The following is a 21,955-nucleotide window of genomic DNA, read 5'->3' as shown; positions in this document are numbered from 1 at the left end:
TTATTGACATTGAAAATTATCGGCAACATAATGCCCGACCGTGCTGGGGTGTTTCGATTTCAGGTTTTTTACAAAACTTCAATTGAAGGTGATTGTATGCGAGCTACACGCATTGCCTGTTTAGTACTGTTGCTTGTTGTTGCACTTACGGGGTGGGCTCAAGTCAACACTGCCGACGTGCACGGAACAGTGGTGGATTCAAGCGGTGCTGAGATTCCGGGAGCGGCCGTTTCTTTCAAAAATGAGCTGACAGGATTGACTGGTACAACCACGAGCGACTCTCAAGGGGCGTTCACCTTCAATTTCCTGCCGGTGGGGACCTATTCGCTTTCAGTTACAGCGAAAGGATTTCAGCCTCAAACCCAGACAGGATTGCAGCTCTCAGCAGGACAAAAGATTGCTCTGCAATTCCCTCTTAAAATCCAAGCTGAAGGGCAATCCGTGACAGTGACCGGCGAGCAGCCATTAATTGATACGGAGAGCGCTCAGCAACTCGACACTGTGAGTAACCAACAGGTCCAGGATCTTCCCCTGCCCAAACAGGATTGGACCGCGCTATTGACCCAGCACACGGGAACGACGGAAACGAACAACGGCAATGGTGCCGGGCTCAGCTTCAACGGACTGGCGACCGCTGCATTCAACATCACCGTCGATGGTACCAATGCGTCAAACGACCCGGAGCTGCCGGCGTTTGGGTTTTACCAGTCACCTAACATAATCAATTCCGTTAACAATGACGCGATCTCCGAAGTTAGCGTCACGAAGGGGATTGCGCCTGCGAGTTCCGGTGGGACGATGTCGGGGAACGTTAACGTCATCACCAAGGGCGGCACGAACAATTTCCGAGGCGACCTCTTTGAAATAAACGACGTCAGCGCTATGGACGCCCGCAACTGGTTTCTCCCGACGAAACATCGCTCTACGTTCAATCAATACGGCGGCTCAATTGGTGGTCCGATCATTAAGAACCGTCTGTTTTTCTTCGGCAGCTATCAGGGCGCAAAGCTCAGGGCCTTCCGGGCAGTTACGGATGACGTGCCAACGCCATATCTGATCAGCATCTCGCCGTCTGTCTATTCGCAGGTCTTTCAGGCTTTCCCGGGGGTGACGCAACCCGCCGGAGACCCCACAGCATTGACGGCGCAGGTCACGCGTGCCGGCTCGACAGTGCAGAACGACGGCAACGGAGTTGCACGTTTTGATTTCTACCCAAGTCAGTCGAACATTGTGACGCTTCGTTATATCCGCTCGCGTCCCTATCTCAACAGGCCCAACATCACGCTCGTAGACCCGCGTGCAACGACGGGACATAGCGATGAACTCAATGCCAGCCTCATACATACGGGGCACTCAAACTGGACGTCCTCCACGAGGTTTGGCTACAACCGTTTGAGGCTTGACCGTCAAGACCTCGGCTTCGGTCAAGATCTCGAACAAGTGAAGTTCGGGTTCGACTCCCAGGGTGCAGAGACCTTCGACAAGATTGGGTCAACGTATTCTGGCGAAGAATCGATTGCTATCAACAAGGGGCGACACACAATCGAGTTCGGTGGAATCTTGCAGCGCCAGAATGCCGGACGTCTCGACTTGAATACGACTACGCTGTCCTATTCAGATTTGTCGGATTTCCTTAACAACATCCCCAGCCAGGTCGTGATCACGTTCGACCTGCCGAAATTCGAAATCTACACCTATCAGATTGGCGGCTACATACAAGACGATTTCAAGGTAACCAGCAATCTGACCCTCAACCTTGGGCTCCGATACGACTACTTCACGGTTCCGAAGGAAGCACACAATCGAATTTTCGATCGCGGTGTGGACCCGAACAATCCACAACTGGGACCAGGCTTCGGTCCATTTCGTCCGGCCGACTCGATGTACAAGGCCGATTTCAACAACTTCAGTCCTCGTCTCGGATTTTCGTGGGGGCTTGGCAGCGATCGTAAGACGGTGATCCGTGGTGGCAGTGGTGTCTTTGTCGGTCCCCACCCAATCTTTGGTGGACCTATCGAAGAGGTGCAGGCCGCTGCAAATGTGCCGTTCCGGATTTATCTGAATCGCGACCAGGCGATCGCGGCCGGACTGCAGTACCCGGTCACACGTGACCAGTACTCAAACATTCTGGCAAATCTGCAAAGCTCTGGAGTCCTCTCCTCAGAGTTTGCTAACACTGCGATCGATCCGAATTTCCCGAATCCATACAGCATCCAGTGGATGCTCGGTGTCGAACGCGAACTCCCGTACCACATGGGCCTGAGTGTGTCGTATGTCGGTTCACGTGGCCTGAAGCTGAACATGGTAGAAATCAAGAATCTACCCGATCGGCTCACGGGTGTGGCTCCGGTTCCGACGTTCAGCCAGTTCCGCTATTACACCCCCAAGGATTCGAGTACCTACCACAGCCTGCAGGTGTCGTTGAGCAAGCAGTTTTCGCGCGGTTTGATGTTTAACGCAAGCTACACTCGCGAGTACAACGAATCCTATGGTGACGCCGATCTCCTTTTGCAGAACCCGCCCCAGGACAACAACAATCTTCGTGGGGATATTGGACCGACACCGTACGACGTTCCCAACATGTTCACATTCAACTACGTGTACGACGTTCCGACGCCTCATTTTTTGACGAGCAATCGAGCTGGAAAACTAGTCATGGGCGGGTGGGAATGGTCGGGCATTGTCATGATTCACAGCGGTACACCGTGGAACATACTGAATCCGAATTCGTCGTACCCAAGTGATCGTCCTGATCTCATTGGGAATCCCTATAACTCCAACTGGCGAAGCACCCCGAATCTGCAGTACCTCAACCCGGCAGCTTTCGCTGCACCAACCTGCCCATCGGGCGTCACTTGCACGAACAATGACACAATCGTGCAAGCGAGCGGTGCGCAGTCGGTTCCGGGAACGATTCGGCGCAATGGGATTTGGGGACCTGGTTTCTGGAACTACGACACCACCGTTCGTAAGTCCTTCTCGATTACGGAGCGGGTACGGTTCATGTTGCATGCGGATCTCCTCGACGCGTTCAATCATCCCAACTTCGCCGTAACACCGACGGGACTGGTAACGCAAATCAACAAGGGCAGTTTCGGTCAGCTGACGTCGGCAACCAACCGGCAGATCCAAGTCGGCGCAAGATTGTCCTTCTGACGATGATGAAGGCTGATCCGTTCCCCCATTTTTCGGGTCAGCCTTCGTCACCCGCTGTGATGATCCAATAAACAACTGGGGAACTGTCTCATGCGCTCTTTTTGGCCTGTCTTGATTCTGCTGCTTGTCGCTCCTGCGTCGGTAAGCGCGAGGAGTAAGAGCACTCAAACTCGCGAGAACAACGTCCCAGAGTACGTCAATTCCATCGGGATAAAGATGATCCGGATTCCGGCGGGCACGTTCGCAATGGGAAACTCTCTCCCGACCGACCCGAGAAAGCTTGGTCAGTTCGAGATGCTGACGCACGGTGACTACGACGAGCAACCAGTTCACCAGGTCACGATTTCACACCCGTTCTACATTTCCCAGACTGAGATAACCGCAGCAGAGTACGAAAAATTTCGCATGGATTACCAGGAGGCGGGGCGCTTTCCACCGTACGTAACGGGTGTTAGCTGGTATGACGCTGAGGCATTCTGTAAATGGTTAAGCGAGAAGGAGCACCGTCACTACCGTCTACCAACTGAAGCCGAATGGGAATACGTTGCACGTGCCGGCGGGACAGGGTTATTCGGAAACAGCAACACGATCCCTAAGAGCGGAGAACCAAATGCTTTTGGCATCGAGAACATGAATACTGACGCCTTGGAATGGGTTGCGGACTGGTACGGTCCGTACTCTTACGAGGCACAGACCGATCCAGTTGGCCCTGCCGACGGAGTGGGGCGTGTTGTAAGAGGTGGCGGGATCATGGGTCCGAGCGGTTCTGGGGAACACCAGGAACTGAATGGCCTTGCGCCCTATTATCGGCGCTCAGCGAATCGCGCGAGTGTTGCGCCACAATATCAGGGGCTGCACATGGTCGGGTTTCGCATTGTTGAAGGTCCTGAACCCACGACAAAGCCGACGCCGGTCCAGCCGCGCTTGTGGTCGCAGTTCGTGAAGCAAAAAGACCCTCCTGTATCGGACGGTCCGAGTGCGAAGCGTCCCTGGTTCCACATTCGTCCAATTCTTCCGATCCCGCCCGACAATGCACTTCCAGACGCAATCAAGGCAGCGGGGTTGGACCCAGGAATTCTAGGGCACATTCATTCTCCGGGAGTTGTCGTTTGTCCCAATGGCGATCTTCTCTACATCGCGTTCGCCGCACCGACTCCGGAGACAGAGTATCTTCCCAACGTGCTTCTCATCGCAACGCGGTTAAGGTTTGGCTCTGACGAGTGGGACATGCCAGACGTCTTCTACGACTTTGCTGACGTTAACGATCAAACAGCACTGTTGTGGAATGACGGAAATAAGTTGCAGCTCTTTACTGGCGGAGTTGGCTTAGCGGGTGTTCCATTCCGGTGGCAAACTTCGAAGGATAATGGTGCAACCTGGTCGGAAATCTCATTTCCGTTACTGTCAGGCCCGGTTGGAGGTTTCTCCCCGCAGCCGATCACGAATGCATTTAGAACCTCAGATGGGACGATGTACGTCGCCAGCGATGCGGTGGGTGGGCACTCTCTCCTGTGGGCGAGTCGCGATGACGGAAGAACCTGGTATGACACTGGAGGACGGACGGCCGGACGGCATACAGCATTTGTCGTTCTCAAGGACGGCAGTATCCTTGGGCTCGGCGGCAAGAACACGGACATAGATGGTTATATGCCCGCCGTGATTTCTCGGGATGGCGGCAAGACGTGGGGAGCGCCCTTCAAGACACCGTTTCCAGCTCTTTCGAGTAATCAGCGGCCAGCTCTTATCCGCCTTGCTGACGGCAATCTGTTCCTCGCGGCGGATTGGCAGGACCGTAAGGGAAAGCAACCGCAAGGAATCACGCATCACGGAGTTTACGTTGCGCTCTCGAGGGACGACGGTAAGACTTGGCATATCAAGACCCTCCCCCACACACTGCCGCACGAAGCGGCGCTCTATCGCAATCGGCCGAATTGGAGCCACTATTACGACGACTACGGAACCATCGGCTACGCGGTTGCAAGACAGGCTCCGAATGGCCTGATTCACCTGATCTCCACCATGACTCAACCCTCTCTTGAATTCGAACTGAACGAGGCTTGGATTATGTCTAACGATGACAGACCGACGACAATTCCAGAAACAGAAGCGAGTACGAAAGTGCTGCACGGAACACAGTCTTATCCCGATGGCCGGCTGCAGGCGAAATGGACCGGAATAGTTGACGCGAGCGGCAGGTACCTGCTTCATGGACCTGAAACCTGGTATTACGAGAATGGGAAAAAGCAATACGAAGTGAACTACAGGAATGGAAAGAAAGTGGGAGACGAAACTTATTGGGCCCCTGACGGAAATAAGGTTTGGGAGTGGCAGCGTCAGGAAGACGGTGCTGCTATTTGGAGGCAGTACTGGCCCAATGGGAAGATGAAGCAGGAGTCCCACTGGAATGGCCAACAGGCAAGCGGTCCGGCGACGGCATGGGATCCGTCCGGTCGCATTATCAGCCAATCGGAATTTGAGAACGGTCAATTGCAGAACGCCTCTCCAGTTGAGGCGATTCGATGATCGGTAATATTGTCGCTGTTGCAATTCATAAACGCGGGGGACAGCTTGCCTAGTCTTCGCTGGGTCGATGCCGCCATCATTATCGGATACATGATCATTCTCGCTCTCGTGGGAGTGCGATTCGCGAGGCGGCAGCGGGACACGGAAACCTATTTCGTCGCGAAGCGTTCCGTTCCCGCTTGGGCGATGGGGATGTCGCTCGTAGCCACAATCATCACGAGCGTCACGTTCATCGCATACCCGGGTTCGGGCTATGCCGGGAACTGGTCGTTGCTGGTTCCCGGAGCCATGGTCGTCATAGTACTGATGATTGTTGGTGCTGTGTTGATACCGTTCTTCCGACATGTCGTTCGGATGAGCGCCTATGAATATTTCGAGCGCCGGTTCGGCTATTTTGCGAGGGTCTATTCGTCGATAGCATTTGCGGCAGGGCACTTCTCTAAAATGGGCTTTGTCTTTTATCTCCTTTCTTTGACTGTCAGCAGCATGTCTGGCTGGAATGTTGACCGCGTGATCATGGTGGCCGGCGCGGTGACAGTCTTTTACACGCTCATCGGAGGGATCGAGGCCGTTATTTGGGCTGATGTCATCCAGGGCTTCGTTCTTTGGACTGGCGTACTTGTTTCCATAGGGTTCCTGCTTTTCTTGCCGCCGGGTGGTCCGGCGCATGTGCTTGCGGTCGCGGCACAGAATCACAAGTTCAGTTTTGGAAGCACAGATTTTGCGTTCAGCCGGCCAACAATAATTGTCTTGTCGCTATACGGATTTTTCTTCTACCTCCAGAAATACAGTGCTGACCAGACTGTAGTGCAACGCTATTTAGTTGCCAAAAGCGATCGTGGTGCGCTGCGTGGTATTGCTCTCGGGGCGTCATTGTGTATTCCAGCTTGGACGTTGTTCATGTTCATCGGGACACTGCTTTGGTCCTTCTACCACATTACCGGCGAAAAACTTCCGAGCTATATCACCAAATCGGATCAGGTCTTTCCGCACTTCCTGACCACCCACGTGCCCGTTGGCCTTGCGGGCTTGTTCCTCGCTACACTTTTTGGCGCGGCTATGTCGAGCCTGTCTTCAGATTTGAATGCCCTCTCCGTGGTCGCGGTGGAGGATTTTTACCGCAAGGTGCGTCCACAGTGTACGGATCCTGAGCGCCTGAAAGCAGCAAAAGCATTTGTCGCAATCTTCGGACTGCTTACAGTAATCATCGCGATTCGGTTGGCGCATACGAAGGGAACCGCACTCGCTTTGTACTACGCTATTTCTGCGATTGTGGCCGGGGGACTGGCCGGACTTTTCCTGCTAGCGTTCTTGAGCATCCGTGCCGGTCGAAAAAGCGCTTACATAGGGATCATTGCCAGCCTCGTATTCACAGCATGGGCGACCCTGACCATGAAGGGCGGAAAGATGGTCGACTTGGGGACGTGGAACTTCCCTCTACACGAGTACATGATCGGCGTGATAGGCAACATCGTGTTGCTCGGGGTTGGATACTTCGCAGCCTTTGTGTTCTCCGAAGCAGACGAGAAGAAACGCAGCATGACGGTCTGGGGCTGGCTAGATCAGGTAAAGATGAGAAGGGATCAAGAATTGCAAGGGAGCGCCTCCCAAGCGGAGGCGGAAGGCTGATCGTGATGTTAACGCAGTAGCTTTTTGGGGGAACAATGACGAGGCTTCACCGAGCTATTCAATCAAGTGTTGGGCCATTGCTGGGGATCGCGGTCTATTTTTATGACCCGATCTTTCTCGAGATTGCGGCACGCAGGGGATTTCGCGTTGCCTGGATCGAGATGGAACACGCATTCATTAGTTTTGCGGAAGCGGCCGACCTGTGTCGCATTGCATCGGGTCTTGGAATGTTGACGATGATTCGCATTCCGGATGCAAGACGGGAGAGTGTCCTCAAAGCCGCGGAATGCGGTCCTGACATTATCGATCTCCCAATGGCGAATTCTACCAGCATGCTTCAGGAATTGGTTCAGAGCGCACGCTTTCCACCCTCTGGACAACGCGGCTTCTTCAGCGTGTCCCGAGCTGTTCATTACGGATTGGTCGACAACGTTCCTGCTGAACAGCAGAAGCTCAATGACGAGTTGTGCCTGATGGTCCAAATCGAAACGGCCGACGCGGTGCTATTAGCAGAAGAGCTCTGTCGGACACCCGATATCCACGTCTTTATCGGCCCCTCGGACCTTTCCGCAAGCCTCGGCGTTCCAGGCCAGACCGGACACCCTAAGGTGATGAAAGCCGCCGACCAGACGATTCGTATCGCGAAACAGCATGGCAAGCTGGTGGCTGTCGGCGCGGCTCCGCAGGATTTCCCGTTCTGGGTCAGTCGTGGTGTCGACGTTCTCTTCTGCTCGAACGATATTGCGTGTCTGAAGATCGGTGTTGAGACAGTACTCCAACAGGCAAAGGATGCGATCAGTAATCATGAAGCTACGGGATCGGCTGCGGGCCAGAAGTAGCGAATCGTAAGCAGATCTAACTCAATGTGATTATTTCATGGAGGGTGAGGGATGAAATCGTTGGTCGTGTGCTCATTGGCATTCTTCTTGTTGACCATCTGCCTGGCAGCTCAGCAGAAATCGCAGCCTGCGAATCAGTTGAATTCGAATAATCTTAGGTTCAATGCTGATGGGAAGATCCGTTTATCAAAGAGCAAGAGCTACCAAGAGGCATACATGCCAATGCTATTCCCTTCCTCGCACGCCGCGAATCTGGTCACGCTCAAAAATGGAGATGTTCTCTGCGCCTGGTTCTCTGGAACACAGGAAGGTCAATCCGATGTCGCCATTGTCGTGTCGCGGTTGCCGCATGGTTCCCACCAGTGGACTAAGCCCATCGTGGTCGATCATCAGCCGGGGAAGTCATATCAGAATCCCGTGCCGTTCCAGGCTCCCGATGGACACATATGGATATTTCACACCGAACAGGATGCCAACGCAGGCCAGGCGAACGCGCATGTGCTCTACGTTACGTCAGACAACAACGGGAAAACATGGACGAGTCCTAAGGTTCTATTCGACAAAGCCGGCGCTTTTACTCGGCAGCCACTCGTAATCGTCAGCAAAGATAAATGGATTCTTCCCATGTACTACACGCCCAGTCACGGTATCACTAAGGGGGCAGAGACGAATTATTCAGTAACCGAGATTTCAACGGATGCCGGCAAGACATGGGAGGAATGTGAGATCCCCGAGTCACTGGGCTTGGTCCAACCGAGCGTGGTCGTCGTAGACCACCACTATATTGCGTTCTTTCGGAGCCGCTATGCCGATTTCGTGTACAAAAGCACTTCGGATGATGGCTGCAAATGGACGGCCCCCAAGCCGACAGTTTTACCCAACAATAACGCTTCCATCCAGGTTACGAAGCTCAGGAACGGACACCTTGCGATCGCCTTCAACAACGTCAACGTTAGCGACGAGAAAGGCAAGCCGCGCACCGGACCACGAGTACCGCTTTCAGTTGCGTTGTCTGAGGATGGTGGAAACACATGGTCCGCAGTTCGCGATTTGGAGACACATGACCCGGACTTCGCGAAACAGTTCTCCGGTTTGAGCGATCATCCTGGCCGGGAAGAGTACTCGTACCCTTCCATCATGCAGATGCCCAACGGGAAGATTGGCGTCGCTTATACCTATCGTCGCCAGACGATCAAATTCGTGGAGTTTGACGAAAACTGGATAAAGCAGGGAAGCACCGAAGGGAAGTTCAAGGTGCGCTAGGAGCTTCTCTGTCCGTCTCGACAATCCTTCATCCTTAAGAATTACAAAACGTGCGCAAGCGAGAGAGAGCCAACTTTCGACCGGCGCAACACAAATGGGTCGCTTACGTCCGAGAGTCCGAATGCCGGCTCGACCTGAACGGTCCAATGCTTCGAGACGGAATAGCTGAAGACGGGACCCACATAATGTTACTGGCGCTGCCAATCAAAGCCGAACTGATCCGTGTTGCCGAGCGCACCTATCATCTCGATCCCATAGCCCAGTCGTTGCATCGGCGATCTCAGGCACCATCACCGTGAACGTGTCCAGCAGTACCCCGTATTCGGCGGATTCCGATGGCGTTGACTTGGCAAACCTGCCGTTCACCCCGACGTTCGACGATTCCAGCATCGCCAAAGGTCAGAAGATCGACGTCGTAAGCGGTGGCGGAATGATGGGAGGTGGCGGCATGATGGGAGGCGGCACTTCGTTCGGCACCATCAATGCAAGCCAGGTTTTGCTGGAACAGCAAGGCTTCCACGGTACTGTATCGAATTACAGTGCAAACGGATCTCAAGCCACGTTCACGTTAACGCTTCCATCAGATTCGTCCTTTAGTATCCTGACTGGGGTGTCAGCGATCACGGTCTACAAACAGAACGGAACGCAAATGCACAACGTTTGCGGCCGAAGGTGATGACCGTAGCGACAGTTGTCAGCGCGTACCGGTGCGGAGTTTATGAAACCACTCGCTGCGCCTGTGCCAGGGAGATGGTCAGTTCCTTGGTGCCTACAGGAGAAAGGAGCGCGGCTGTGCAGGATTGCTCATTTGCGGCCAGCATCTTCCACAGTTAGCAGACGTGAGCAGGCCCACGGAACAGTGTCAAATGAGAATATTGAGCAGGATCTTAATTCAGGATTGGATACAGTCCGCCTCGTAACGCGGTTTGTGATACACGGGTGCCGATGCACGACGTGCGGTGCTGCGTTTCAACTCTTTGCCGACACATATCATGACATCTTAAATGCAAACCTGTGCAATCTTGACCTGACAAAGCCTTGCCGACCGGTCAGTATAGATTCACCGTAAAGGTTCACCATGCCGCGTTCATTGGCATTCTTAGCCTTTGCACGAGAGGCAAGGGAATCCCATGCGACACCAGCTTCGTGTACCCTCGCGACTGTTTTCGATTGTGGGTCTCGGTTCGTTAGTAGCTTCAACGAGCCTGTTATGGGCGCAGCGGCCGCCGCCTCATCCAGTGATCGCGTCCCCGCTCCTCAGTTCCACTGTTATGGCGGCAGTTCCGGACCCCACAGCAGAGCCACTTCATGTGCGTGCACAATTGCAGGCAAGTTTCCGGTGGAACCAAGGACTGCCTGAGCCGCGCGTAACATTCACTGCTCTTGGTAACTCATCTCACAAAGCACGTATCGACAATGATTCCGCCTTTGTCTTGCGCCAGGACATCAGAGGCGGACAGCTAATCGGGAAACCGGGATCTTTCGGCGATTATGCTCAGCGCAAACCGCTTTCATTTGAGTCCAGCAACAAAATGCGCATTGATCGGGCACCGCGTCGGGCCGATGACCTGGAGTTCTACTGCCGCCACATTCCATGGGCCGGCTCAATCATCCTACGGATAGATAAGCAGGCGAACGCCCACCCGCGTGTGACACGCATACTCAAGATACTTAAGCCGCGAATCTGAACCGAGCCACCAACAAAGGCACAGCACTTGCCCCACTGTGCAGCAGCATCCGAGAACTTCGAACCATCAACTGCAAGCAAGAGGACGAGGTCTTTGTCAGGTTGTCTTCCTTGAAAAGATGTTTGCTCCGGCCCGGACTGTACACGTGTGCTGTCCTCAACCTACGCGCATTGGTGCCTCCAGTGACTGAACTGAGCTCGCAGATTGAGAACAGTCCGCGTTCCTTACGCCACCCCCCGGCGCCCGCTCACCAAGTTAAAGACGAGAACTATTACCGCTAGGACGATCAACAGGTGGATCAGCGCGCCGCCCACATGAAAGCTGAAGCCAAGGAGCCAAAGAATCAGAAGAATCACGAAAATTGTCCACAACATACTTACCTCCCGGGCTTCTCGGACGAGAAGCCGCGCGATTTTCAGTCTCAATAATATGTCTCGACTCGAGGGTAGGACTGTTCAGGATTGCTCACTCTTCGGATTGTCTATTTGCTTTGGAAAGCGTTGCCTGTTTTGATAGGCCACCGCCTCTGCGTCCAAGCCTTCAAATTTGTACTCCAGAAAAACCGTAGCCTCACGGACTGTGCCAAATTGACCAGACATTCCAACGAATAGCCGATATCGTCATCCTAAGTCCTCTTCTTAGGGGATAACTTAAGTAGCCCAAAGGCCACCCTTCTAAGTTTCGGGCGGCCTTTCTACATTTGATGAAGTCTTCAACCTGTTTTCGAGCTCGGACTTAAAAGAAGGGCAAACCATATTCGACAAGAGAATAATGGAAGGCTAAGACAGCCAAAAAGAGCGTTCCTACCTTTTATGAGAATGAACGGGCAGAAAAGTTCTGGGTGCGTTCGGCGGGTCGGGACCCATTGAAGATTTCCGCCTGCTTCGCCTGTGCCTGCGCGTCCTGAATGCTGAAAATTCCAGACTCACGCAAAACCTTATCTGGAATCGCTATTAAGCGTGTCACCGTTCGCACCGTGCATTTGGAAGAGCAGCTGGCACTGTCCTCCAATGCCTTTTTTAGACGGTTCATTCTGCATGAGTGAGAAAGCGCGTGCCTGTACAACATTGCACAGTTCAGGTCACTTTTCATTGGACGGGCAGACGTGGCATGAAGCAAGGGAAAGGCCCGCGCTTTCCGCGGGCCTTCCGAGCGCGACCCCCTCCCCAAGGGTGGTCGGCTCCAACTCTTGACGTGCATTCGTCACACGAAACTTTTGCCAAATTCAGAGAATCATGTCTGGTCAATATTGACCACTCTTACCCCATGATGTATCTCAGTTCGGCAGTGAATAGAAACGACCGAATGTTTCTCGCTGTCTCCAGATTGCGTCGGTGGCGTTCAACTATTGCGCGAGAAACAAAGAGGTCAATGGGATCGCAAAATAAAGACCACGCAGGTCGAAACATGGCAGGCACAAAAGTGTTTAGGTATTTAGTACTTCGTCGATAGAGAAGAGTTTGAGGAGATCGGCCGAGTCTCTGTGTGTTCTGGGAAGGAACAAGAAGATGAAAGCATATCGGTATTTGGTTGTTGCCGGCTTGGCATTTACGATCGCAGCAACAATCCCAGCATTGGGTCAGAATCGGGACCGGGATGTCAGCGACCGTGGCGGTTGGCAACAGGATCGTGACCATGACGGCGATCGAGATAGAGACCGGGACAGAGGACGCTGGCAGAACAGTCCTGCCTATCACAGCGGCTACAACGACGGTGAGCGCGATCGTGAGCGCAATCGTCGAATTCAATCGAACTCAGGGCGGTATAGAGATGATGACGATCGTCGCGCCTACCAGCAGGGCTACAACGACGGTTACAACAGCCGGAACAACCGCAACGGTGGCTACAACAACGGACCGTGGAACAATGGGAACCGGGGCAACTATCCCAACAATGGAGGGTACGGAAACGGGCGCTATGGTTCCGGGAACGGCTACCAGATGGGATACCAGAACGGTTTCTCATATGGCCAGCATGACCGCAGTGTAGGCAAGCCATTCCGTCCGACCGACAGCCAAGTCTATAACGACGGCGATCGCGGATATAACTCAAGCTATGGCAACAAGGGAATGTACAAGCAACAGTTCCGTCAGGGCTACCAACAGGGCTACCAACGCGGATATTACGGACGGTAGTTTCTCAGTCCAATTACAAACTCAGGCGGCCTTCGGGTCGCCTGTTTCACTTGGCTACCAACCTCTCCAGCAAACGGTCTAGGTGATGACGGCTCCAACCTTCATGCCGCTCGATCCAGGGGACCGCCGGATGGCTCAGTAGTCCCAAGTAGCAGTTCTTACAAGCCCGTCCTGAAGTCAATTCACGCTGCACTCTTCAGATTGTTGATCTGAGCAACGCGGATGCAAACGATTGCGGAGTTCTGTGGCTTCTAAATTTGTTAAGTAAGAAGTTAATTTCGCCTCCAATCAGGAACGCAAAGCCGGAAAGGTAGAACCAGAGGTACAAGCCTGTGGCGGCACCCGGCGGTCCATAAGTCTTGTCGAGGCTTTCGAAGTGTGTGGTGTCTCTCTATGCCTTCGCGACTGAATTCTTGCCGCAGTCACTCCCGTCACCCCAGCAATTTCAGATTATGAGCGATTACCCAACCCTAAATGCAAAGGAACACATGTCGAGTCACATCTGCGCAGCCGCAAGTGATCTCGGCGGGAGGGACCCAAATTCCCCAGAGACCGATCAATTATGAACAGTTTTCCGAAACCAACAGTTTGATACTTGGTTATTCGCGGGGCTCTCACACCGTAGAAGAGCCTTGCGAAGACGATTGGCATTTGTGCCTGTTCCTAAATAAGGAGGCTTCAGTGACACTGGATCTGCTCGATCCGAAGTTGATTGCGCTCGTCGTCGGGGCGATTCTGATCATCGCCGTGTTTGCATGGCTGTACGTGCGTAAACGCCGGAATACTACAGCGGAACTCCGGCAAAAATTTGGGCCTGAGTATGACCGGGCTGTGCAGCAGCATGGGTCTGAACGAAAAGCAGAAACGAAACTTACAGATCGCGAGAAGCGTGTTGAAAAGCTCACCCTTCGCGATCTCGATCCGATGGAACAAGACCGGTTTTCGAAACAGTGGCATGAGGTCCAGTCTCGCTTCGTCGACTCTCCCAAGGGGGCGGTCGCAGAAGCGGATGACCTGGTGTCCTCTTTAATGAAAGCTCGCGGGTATCCCGTCTCCGATTTTGACCAGCGGGCGGCCGACATTTCAGTCGACCATCCCCGAGTGGTGGCAAACTACCGGTCGGCGCACGAAATTGCGTTACGGGCGGGGAAAGACGTGGCAACTACAGAGGATCTGAGGACGGCGATGATTCACTATCGCTCTCTTTTTGAGGAACTGATGCGGACACCGACTCCCGTTGAGAAGAAAGAGGTAGCCTAATGGCTGAACTAAAGACAAAAGAAGGAGAGCTAACTACGGCCGAGCTCGCAGGTTATGGCATTCCACCAAAGGAACTCGAAGGGCCTAAACTTGTGAAAGGCCAAGAACCGCAACCTTTGGATGTAGCGGTTCCAGTCCCACCACCCGTAGCCATGTTCCCTGAATCAGAGTTGAAAGACTTCCGCTCGCAATGGAGCACCATTCAAACCGGTTTCGTGGACGACCCGCGACAGACAGTTGAAGCCGCAGACAAGCTCGTCGCATCAGTGATGCAGCGACTTGCGGAAGGATTTGCCAACGAACGATCGGGCCTGGAAAAGCAATGGGACCGCGGCGAAAACGTGTCCACGGAAGATTTGCGAGTCGCCCTGCAGCGCTATCGCTCCTTCTTTGACAGACTGCTGAAACTGTAGGAACGGCGACGGCCATAGAAGGAAAGGAATCTTGATATAGCACGGATTGAGAAATAACGCATCAACACACCTCGCATGATGAAGGAGAGCTGTATGTCACAAACCGTACTGGAAAGAACAGCGGATCAAATCGCCGAATCAGCCCACCAGGCTTGTTGTGCAACCCGCAAGGTTGGTGACGCATTACAGGATGCAGTCGGCGTGTTGGGCAGTACAGCAAAAAGAGGCGGTGACGCGGCCGAGGAATTTGTGAACGACACAGCTCAGCGCATCCAGCGGCACCCTGCATTAACTGTTGCGGCGACATTCGCCGTGGGCCTTACCACAGGAGCACTCATCGGCTTGCTGATAAAGCGAAAGTAAACTCGTCAAGTTCAATCGGGTGAAGATGGGCTGGATCCTCTTACAGCATAGAAGGAAGGTCGGAGACGGCGTGAGCCCGAGAGTATTGCCGGTTCGTACGCACAACCGGCTCGGTCGCGACCTCCGACCTCAAAAATGAGATGAGCTTCTTTGATAAGCGTACGGCAAATGTGCTCGGCACCATCGTGTTGTTCGGCCTGATCGCAGGGTTCATTTATGCTGCCAGGCGTATTCTCATTGTCTTTCTGTTTGCTGTTCTCTTCGCCTACTTGCTGGAGCCCCTAGTCTCGTTGGTTCAGCGTCGGTCGAGGTTCTCCCGCGGATCGCGCTGGCTCGCTATTCTCCAGGTCTACCTGATCCTGCTGCTGATTATCTCGGGAGTGCTATTGGGTCTTGGTCCACGAATCGCCAACGAGAGCCGTACATTTGCGACAGCCCTGCCCGGCCTTCTGGATAAGTTGTCGTCGGGCGTTATGGTTACCCAGTTTGGCGGAAAGCACGGCTGGAGCCAGGACACGCAGATCCGTGTGCAAGAATTCTTCGGAGCACATCGTGAAGCAATTATTGCATGGGCAAGGGACTTTGGCGGCCGCGCCACGATGCTGCTGACGAATGCTGTCTGGCTCATCGTCATACCTATCCTGGCCATCTTCTTCTTGCGCGATGGGCGGGGACTCGCCAATTCGGTGATCGAGATCGCAGAACGCCGACGGCAACGCCAATTCTTGAGCAGTATCATTGAGGATCTCAACCTAATGCTCGCGGGATATATCCGTGCCCAACTTATCTTGGCCGGGTTGTCGCTGGTGGTTTATACCGTCGTCCTTTTGTTGTTGCGCGTACCCTATGCAATCATTCTCGGCATAGTGGGGGGTGCCATGGAGTTCATCCCCCTCGCTGGTCCCTTGGTCGCAGCATTGGTAATTGTGGGTGTCGCGTTCCTGACCGGCTACCACCACCTGCTTGTCATCGCCTTGTTCCTGGCCGCGTGGCGGTTGGTGCAGGACTATGTCAACTCCCCGCGCATTATGGGTGGCAAGCTCGAGCTTCATCCGTTGGCGGCGTTATTCGCAATTCTCACTGGCGGAGAGATAGCCGGAGTGATCGGGGTATATCTTTCAATTCCGATCATGGCTACACTCCGCATTGTTTGGAAGCGCTGGCAGAAGTACTCCGCGACAGATGGTGCCTCGAAGGATTCCGGGTAGCACAATAACGCCCGTCAGTCTCCAGCCGGATCCTAGCTCCACCGCCGCCAGTCCTACCCGGGACTTGATATGGGGGAGCAGTCGTTGACATGTTCCACAACCTCTTTGAAGACTGAAGGACTGCAGATGAACAAAGAGCCGGCGCGTTACGGCCGGCTCGTGCGGACTACCGAAGCGTGGTAGCGCTTCGGCTACCCAATGCTGGGAGTGTGGTGGGCCTTAACTGCCGCTCACCGGTCGTGGTTCCGATCACTTCCCCAGCTCCTACCAACTCCACAAGTCAATTGTTGTCATAACCTGCGGAACATTACGATTATCAGTATCAACCATGGAGAACTTGAAATACTGATCACAATTGACCAGGAACGATAGATTGTGTTGTCGCTATTTGACGTGGAGTTGAGCAACACTGCAAACATCAGCCGCCCAATCTGTGGGATGTGTTTTTCCGGCGGCGGGTTTGGGGAACCGCTGCGCGCATTGCGTCGCCATCGACTGTTCAGAGTCCCCGTGCGACATCACCTGATCTGCTGCCATGCACCCGCAATACAACTGCTCTCGAATGTTTTGTCGGTCGAATCCATATAAGTCCGCGAAGATCTTATGCGGGACGATCAGAATGATTCCGTAAGGCAGACTAGGTACTTCAGCCGAGTCCCCTGGGTTGTAGGACTCAATTGGAAAGTCTACGTTGAAGGCCCGGATCTTTTCCAGATATTCAAGGGGGATATCAGCGCGTTGAAACATATTGTGCTGTTCTTGCCGCCACGCGAGGAACTCATTCGCGATCTGAGCAAAACTCAGGTCCCAGCGATACGGAACTCCCACGGTCAGCTCTATTGTTCGCTTCAGTATTTTGTGGCCATCGGTGAACTTGCGGGTGCCTTTCTTGCAGCACTCATTGGGGTCCGGAATCGCCGCTTCGTCTGATGATCGAGAATATGGACTTGTCATAAGTACAAACAACTCCCGGATGGGTCTTTCGTGTGCGGGAATCCACTTTCCCTGCCTGTTGCAAGGAGGTGTTGATCCACCGTCGATCGGGACCACGGAGGTGTCACAAGTCATGAAATAGCTGCTCACCGGAGTCACTCGACGCACCCCAGCGTCCGCAAATTGCATCCATTGGTTCTTGTCTGTTATTGCCGGATCATCTTGGATTTGGGGCATACGGCCATAGATCGGTATCAGAGAACTTGCAAACACGTAGTCGAGGAATCTCTGGTTGTCTTCCGCGGATGATTTTGAGGCGACGACTTCTCGATAGCTGCCATCCCAGAAAGACACTACTCCCACGCGCACGGTTCGGCCCGTTAGAAGTTTCTTTGAATCTACTCTGTCGTGGATGAGATTCCGCACAGGTGTGAAATCATTCAGGTTCTCAATCCTGAAGAGACCGAATCGCAACATCCCAAGGAAGCGTTTCTTGAAAATGTCTGGGGGCCCCTTGATCGACTCCCACACCTTTGCCAGTTCCTCTGCCTGATCCGCAAGATAGTTAAGAGATCGTTTCGGATCGTTTGAACTCGCCGCTTGTGCGAGAAAGGCTGCATTGAGCGCCCCTACCGAGACACCGGAGATTTCTTTGAAATCACAATGTCGATGCACGACGAGATGGTATATTGCGCCCGCTTCGAAAGCGCCTTTGGCGCCTCCGCCACTTAGCACCAGCGCGCGACTATCTCCCGGTAAACAACCCATCGATTGAGCGAAAGCGAACGTGCTGACCATCATCATCGTTGCAAGAAGAAGCTGCCGCATCGCTTTCCCCGCCAGTTGGTAAAATAAAGAGGAACTCTGGCTGTTCCGTTCTGTTGATCAGAGTGTCTCTTCGTTGCGGGCCTTCTGCTTTAGATGTTCCCCGACTGCTTAACTGGTCGATGGTCGCTTGCGCGTTCCTGCAACCGCCAACCCAATCCCGCCTACGATGAGCACCGCGCTAATAATTGGCGACACACGCTCACTATGAGTGGTCTGGATACCGATCTTCACACCTCCGGCTTTAAGGCTCTCCTTCTCGGTGCTTGGGATTGGCACGAACAGGGATACGATGCCGAGAACAACTATGAGTAGACCCACATACAGCAAGATCTTCATAAAAGCGCTCCTTGGATCTTCTGCCAGGTAACCAGGATATTGTCCGGCTGCACCGACCGACCTGGTCGATAAAGCCGGGCACGTGTTGTGACGATAATCAGTTCGGCCTCTAGTGAAGCGATTCCAATCTCAGTATCTGCGACAAAATGGCCCCCAGAACGCTATAGTTTCCGTTGTAATACCTGCCGTATCGATATCGACTGTAGTAGCCATCTTCGTAGCCGCGACGAAAACCCTGCCTGAAATAGTAGTTGTAGTCGTCCCGTTCTACGTAATAGCCGTTATAACCGTAGTTCGCGTCCCGATAAGCGTAAGAGTCTCGGTAGTTGTAACGCCAGCGATCCTCGCGGTCTGCCCGCCCTGCCCGGAAACCTTCCTGATAACCATAGTTAATGGCTTGGCGAAGATAATCCGCGCCGTATTGGTTGGTCTCGTAGTAGTGGCCCGCACGACGATAACGATAGGTTGGAGCCGTATAGAAATAAGGATCGCGGTCGTAATCGGGGTGACGATCATTCTGAAGAAATACCTGCTGTTGGCGCAGGTGCTCGAGATACTCCCCCTGGATCCGATACTGCGCCATGCGCTTCTGCTGCTGTAACTGTGCTGTCTGTTGTTGCAGGACGACTTGTTGGTGATCGAGTTGCTGGCGGTACAGCACCAGGCGCTGTTGCTGCTGTTCGACAAGCTGTTGCTGACGTTGTTGCGAAAGACGCGCTCCTTGTTGTTCCTGGGCACGCTGCTGTTGCTGAGCTTGTTGCCGTTGTTCCAGAGCGCGCTGTTCCTGCTGCTTGTTCTGATTCTGCCTCTGCAGTTCCTGAGCGCGCTGTTCCTGCTGCTTGTTCTGATCCTGCTGCTGCAGTTCCTGAGCACGCTGCTGCTGCTTGTCCTGATTCTGCTGCTGCAGTTCCTGAGCACGCTGCTGCTGCTTGTCCTGATTCTGCTTCTGCAGTTCCTGAGCACGCTGCTGCTGCTTGTCCTGATTCTGCTTCTGCAGTTCCTGAGCACGCTGCTGCTGCTTGTCCTGATTCTGCTTCTGCACTTCCTGAGCGCGTTGCTGTTGCTGCTTATCCTGATTCTGCTTCTGTTGTTCCTGAGCGCGTTGCTGTTGCTGGGGCGCAGCTTGTTGCGCGCCCTTTGACTTCTCCGGTTTAGCTTTCTTCTCTTTGTTCTTTTTGTCCTGCTGCTCTTGCTTCTGCTTGTCACTTTGCTGCTCTTGTTGTGTATAGGCAAGAACAGGGGCACCGAGCAGCAAACAGAGGATCGTCGTGGTAACAACTCCAACGGTTTTCATACCGACTGCCTCGCTTTGGCTGCCTGACTCAAGTTCCATGTTGAATTCAGGCCGAACTTACTTCCTGTTTTACTAATCCAGACGGGCTGTGCGTGTTTTCTCATTGCGTGGGATTGCCCGCCACGGTCGGTGTCGCCGACACCGCCTTCAACTGGTCCAGGGCAACCAGCACACTCTGCCACCGAACCTTGTCCTTCTTAGTCTCGAACGGAAGAGTGAGATCGGCATAAAAGCGCAGAATGTTATCGCGCAGCTCCGGTGACGTCCCATCGAACTTCCGTTCTGCCAAGCGCATCAGCAGCTTTGCGTAGGTGTCGTCTGCGAGCGAGTATTCCGCTGCCTTGGTTGGTTGCCCACTATCAAAATCGTAATTGGGTAGAACGAGGGCGCCATTCCGCTCCGCAACAAGAAGGGCCCGATACTGATCAACCGTAGTATTGATGCTCTTGATGTACAGATCCTCCGTCTTGGGGGTTGGGTTATTGAATGCCAACCCTTTGAATGGACCAATCTTCGGCATGAATCGCAGAAGTGTCGACAGTATGCGGGTGCCGCAGCCCGGCTTCACGTAGTCTTTTCCCCACTCCCGTTCATAATCAGAGCGAGAAAGACGATACAGGAACTTCTTTTTCGCGAAATTCGGCGTCTCGCGCATCAGTTCTTTCTTGTGGGTTTGCAGGGCAACCTGGGTCATTCGTGGAATCATTCGGCTAATCGCGAAACGATACGAACCGATTGCCATATCCTCGTGTGTGAGCACGTCCTTCAGATCAACTCCGTAGACGACGGGAAACACCCGTTCGAGTAGGGATTTGGAAACTTGAAATCCAATGAAGTCGTGGTATTGCTGCGAAGCGTAGCGATTCTTGGCAACCTGCACCGTGTCGAAGCCGAACTCCGTTTTCAAATGCGCTGTCCTGTCCTGGGCATAGCGAACCCATTGACCAAACTTCGCTCGAAGTTTCGGATACTCGATGCCAACGGCTTGGTTTACAGCCGGATGGCCGGCAATGTCCGACGCATAGTGTGAGAGTGCACCTAGCGCGAAGGCATACTCATTGACATCCTGGCTCTCGATCAGCAACTCGCGAACAAAGTCTCCACTGCGAACGTAATGCACCAGGTCGCTAAACTCCCTGCTGCCGAATGGGTAATAGCCTAGGTCCTGGATAACAGCGCCACCGTATGCGTAGGAGTGCGCAACCCTGACCTGCTCGTCCGTCAATCCCGGATATTTCTTGAGAAGAAGCGGCAAGATCTCATCGGCCCAGAGCAGGTCGACGACTTGCTCATGCGTGAGAACCGAGTATGCGGACAAACCGCCGCTGAACATCAGCACCAGGAGAAGAAGCGCCGCTATGTGTGCAGAAAGCAGTCGCCAACCCTTGGTGTTGGCGACTGACGACATTGCCAATGGGTGCATAAATCAAATCTGACCGAGGAGGAGAAGAACGATCAGTACCAGAAGGATCAATCCCAACCCTCCGGTCGGGTAATAACCCCAGTTCCTGCTGTAGGGCCATCTTGGTAGCGCACCAAGGAGCGCCAGGATCAAAATCACGATTAGTATGGTTACAAGCATGTTTGCTCCTTTTGACTGCGGCTTGCAGGCAAAATTCAAAGACAGCTAAGCTCTCAAATCTCTTGATGCCGGCGGTGCGAGTCTTTCATCCAACGTGGATTCGGGAAATGGAATGCAAAACCCCGAAGACATTCAGCAACCACAAAACAACCCCGATGACCACGACTGCATTCAGAATTGACTTGATGGTTGACTGCATTGGGATGAAGCGATTCACCATCCACAAAAGGACACCCACCACGATCAGAACTACAAGCAATTGAACTAACGGCATATGTGCTCCGACCTTCCTTGCTCCGCCAGGCCATTTCTCCCGATTCGACCTGGCGCATAGCCTATCTTCTATATCCGGTTGCCAAGGCATTCGCTCCCGGGTGCTTGCGCTCATTCCGGCCGAGTTAGTCCTTCGCGGCCTCTACAGCCTGTGCCTTTGCGCCCCTGACAGCGGCCAGGAAAGAGTGAGCTGATTCGGGTGCAGCTACTTTGCCCAGCAGCACATTCCGGG

General features: G+C 53.6%; 18 protein-coding genes. 11 read left to right on the top strand and 7 right to left on the bottom strand.

What is annotated here, in order from left to right; genetic code table 11:
• Positions 1 to 441 precede the first annotated feature (441 nt).
• The 6 genes from ROO76_04385 (at position 442) to ROO76_04360 (ending at position 10,086) form a co-directional block, all read left to right on the top strand.
• Complete coding sequence (locus tag ROO76_04385; GenBank protein ID MDT8067384.1) at positions 442 to 3,156, top strand: TonB-dependent receptor; 2,715 nt, start codon at positions 442 to 444, stop codon at positions 3,154 to 3,156.
• A gap of 90 nt (positions 3,157 to 3,246) precedes the next feature.
• Positions 3,247 to 5,679 carry an SUMF1/EgtB/PvdO family nonheme iron enzyme gene (locus ROO76_04380; protein MDT8067383.1) on the top strand — a complete coding sequence of 811 codons (2,433 nt, stop codon included), beginning with the start codon at positions 3,247 to 3,249 and terminating at the stop codon, positions 5,677 to 5,679.
• 90 nt (positions 5,680 to 5,769) lie between these two features.
• Entirely contained in the window at positions 5,770 to 7,308 is a 1,539-nt protein-coding gene (locus ROO76_04375; GenBank protein ID MDT8067382.1) for a sodium:solute symporter, read from the top strand.
• A gap of 35 nt (positions 7,309 to 7,343) precedes the next feature.
• Positions 7,344 to 8,147 carry an aldolase/citrate lyase family protein gene (locus ROO76_04370; protein MDT8067381.1) on the top strand — a complete coding sequence of 268 codons (804 nt, stop codon included), beginning with the start codon at positions 7,344 to 7,346 and terminating at the stop codon, positions 8,145 to 8,147.
• A 216-nt stretch (positions 8,148 to 8,363) separates the two neighbouring features.
• The gene (locus ROO76_04365; GenBank protein ID MDT8067380.1) at positions 8,364 to 9,410 is read left to right on the top strand and encodes a sialidase family protein; all 1,047 of its coding nucleotides are present in this window, start codon (positions 8,364 to 8,366) and stop codon (positions 9,408 to 9,410) included.
• A gap of 301 nt (positions 9,411 to 9,711) precedes the next feature.
• Entirely contained in the window at positions 9,712 to 10,086 is a 375-nt protein-coding gene (locus ROO76_04360) for a hypothetical protein (GenBank protein MDT8067379.1), read from the top strand.
• A 1,236-nt stretch (positions 10,087 to 11,322) separates the two neighbouring features.
• Here the strand turns inward: ROO76_04360 and ROO76_04355 are convergent.
• Complete coding sequence (locus ROO76_04355; protein ID MDT8067378.1) at positions 11,323 to 11,472, bottom strand: lmo0937 family membrane protein; 150 nt, start codon at positions 11,470 to 11,472, stop codon at positions 11,323 to 11,325.
• 1,134 nt (positions 11,473 to 12,606) lie between these two features.
• Here ROO76_04355 and ROO76_04350 point away from each other — a divergent pair.
• The 5 genes from ROO76_04350 to ROO76_04330 all read left to right on the top strand — a co-directional run bounded on the left by ROO76_04350 (position 12,607) and on the right by ROO76_04330 (position 16,477).
• Positions 12,607 to 13,233: a hypothetical protein gene (locus ROO76_04350; protein MDT8067377.1), complete on the top strand. Its 627-nt coding sequence runs from the start codon at positions 12,607 to 12,609 to the stop codon at positions 13,231 to 13,233.
• A 681-nt stretch (positions 13,234 to 13,914) separates the two neighbouring features.
• Complete coding sequence (locus ROO76_04345) at positions 13,915 to 14,493, top strand: hypothetical protein (GenBank protein MDT8067376.1); 579 nt, start codon at positions 13,915 to 13,917, stop codon at positions 14,491 to 14,493.
• Positions 14,493 to 14,906, top strand: coding sequence for a hypothetical protein (locus ROO76_04340; protein ID MDT8067375.1), 414 nt, complete (start codon positions 14,493 to 14,495; stop codon positions 14,904 to 14,906). Before ROO76_04345 ends, ROO76_04340 begins: the two co-directional genes overlap by 1 nt.
• Positions 14,907 to 14,999: 93 nt before the next feature.
• Positions 15,000 to 15,269, top strand: a complete 270-nt coding sequence (locus ROO76_04335) for a hypothetical protein (GenBank protein MDT8067374.1) — start codon at positions 15,000 to 15,002, stop codon at positions 15,267 to 15,269.
• Positions 15,270 to 15,409: 140 nt separating this feature from the next.
• Positions 15,410 to 16,477: an AI-2E family transporter gene (locus ROO76_04330; protein MDT8067373.1), complete on the top strand. Its 1,068-nt coding sequence runs from the start codon at positions 15,410 to 15,412 to the stop codon at positions 16,475 to 16,477.
• A 384-nt stretch (positions 16,478 to 16,861) separates the two neighbouring features.
• Here the strand turns inward: ROO76_04330 and ROO76_04325 are convergent, their stop codons facing one another.
• The 6 genes from ROO76_04325 to ROO76_04300 form a co-directional block, all read right to left on the bottom strand.
• The gene (locus ROO76_04325; GenBank protein MDT8067372.1) at positions 16,862 to 18,238 is read right to left on the bottom strand and encodes a patatin-like phospholipase family protein; all 1,377 of its coding nucleotides are present in this window, start codon (positions 18,236 to 18,238) and stop codon (positions 16,862 to 16,864) included.
• A 108-nt stretch (positions 18,239 to 18,346) separates the two neighbouring features.
• A complete protein-coding gene (locus ROO76_04320) occupies positions 18,347 to 18,574 on the bottom strand; it encodes a hypothetical protein (GenBank protein ID MDT8067371.1) in 228 nt (75 codons plus the stop codon).
• A gap of 109 nt (positions 18,575 to 18,683) precedes the next feature.
• A complete protein-coding gene (locus ROO76_04315) occupies positions 18,684 to 19,868 on the bottom strand; it encodes a hypothetical protein (GenBank protein MDT8067370.1) in 1,185 nt (394 codons plus the stop codon).
• 100 nt (positions 19,869 to 19,968) lie between these two features.
• Complete coding sequence (locus ROO76_04310) at positions 19,969 to 21,291, bottom strand: zinc dependent phospholipase C family protein (protein ID MDT8067369.1); 1,323 nt, start codon at positions 21,289 to 21,291, stop codon at positions 19,969 to 19,971.
• Positions 21,292 to 21,294: 3 nt separating this feature from the next.
• A complete protein-coding gene (locus ROO76_04305; protein ID MDT8067368.1) occupies positions 21,295 to 21,450 on the bottom strand; it encodes a DUF3309 family protein in 156 nt (51 codons plus the stop codon).
• A gap of 85 nt (positions 21,451 to 21,535) precedes the next feature.
• Positions 21,536 to 21,724: a Thivi_2564 family membrane protein gene (locus ROO76_04300; GenBank protein MDT8067367.1), complete on the bottom strand. Its 189-nt coding sequence runs from the start codon at positions 21,722 to 21,724 to the stop codon at positions 21,536 to 21,538.
• Between the last annotated feature and the right edge of the window lie 231 nt (positions 21,725 to 21,955).

The organism is Terriglobia bacterium, from assembly GCA_032252755.1.
Taxonomy (GTDB): domain Bacteria; phylum Acidobacteriota; class Terriglobia; order Terriglobales; family Acidobacteriaceae; genus JAVUPY01.
This window is presented reverse-complemented; position numbering and strand designations above follow the sequence as displayed.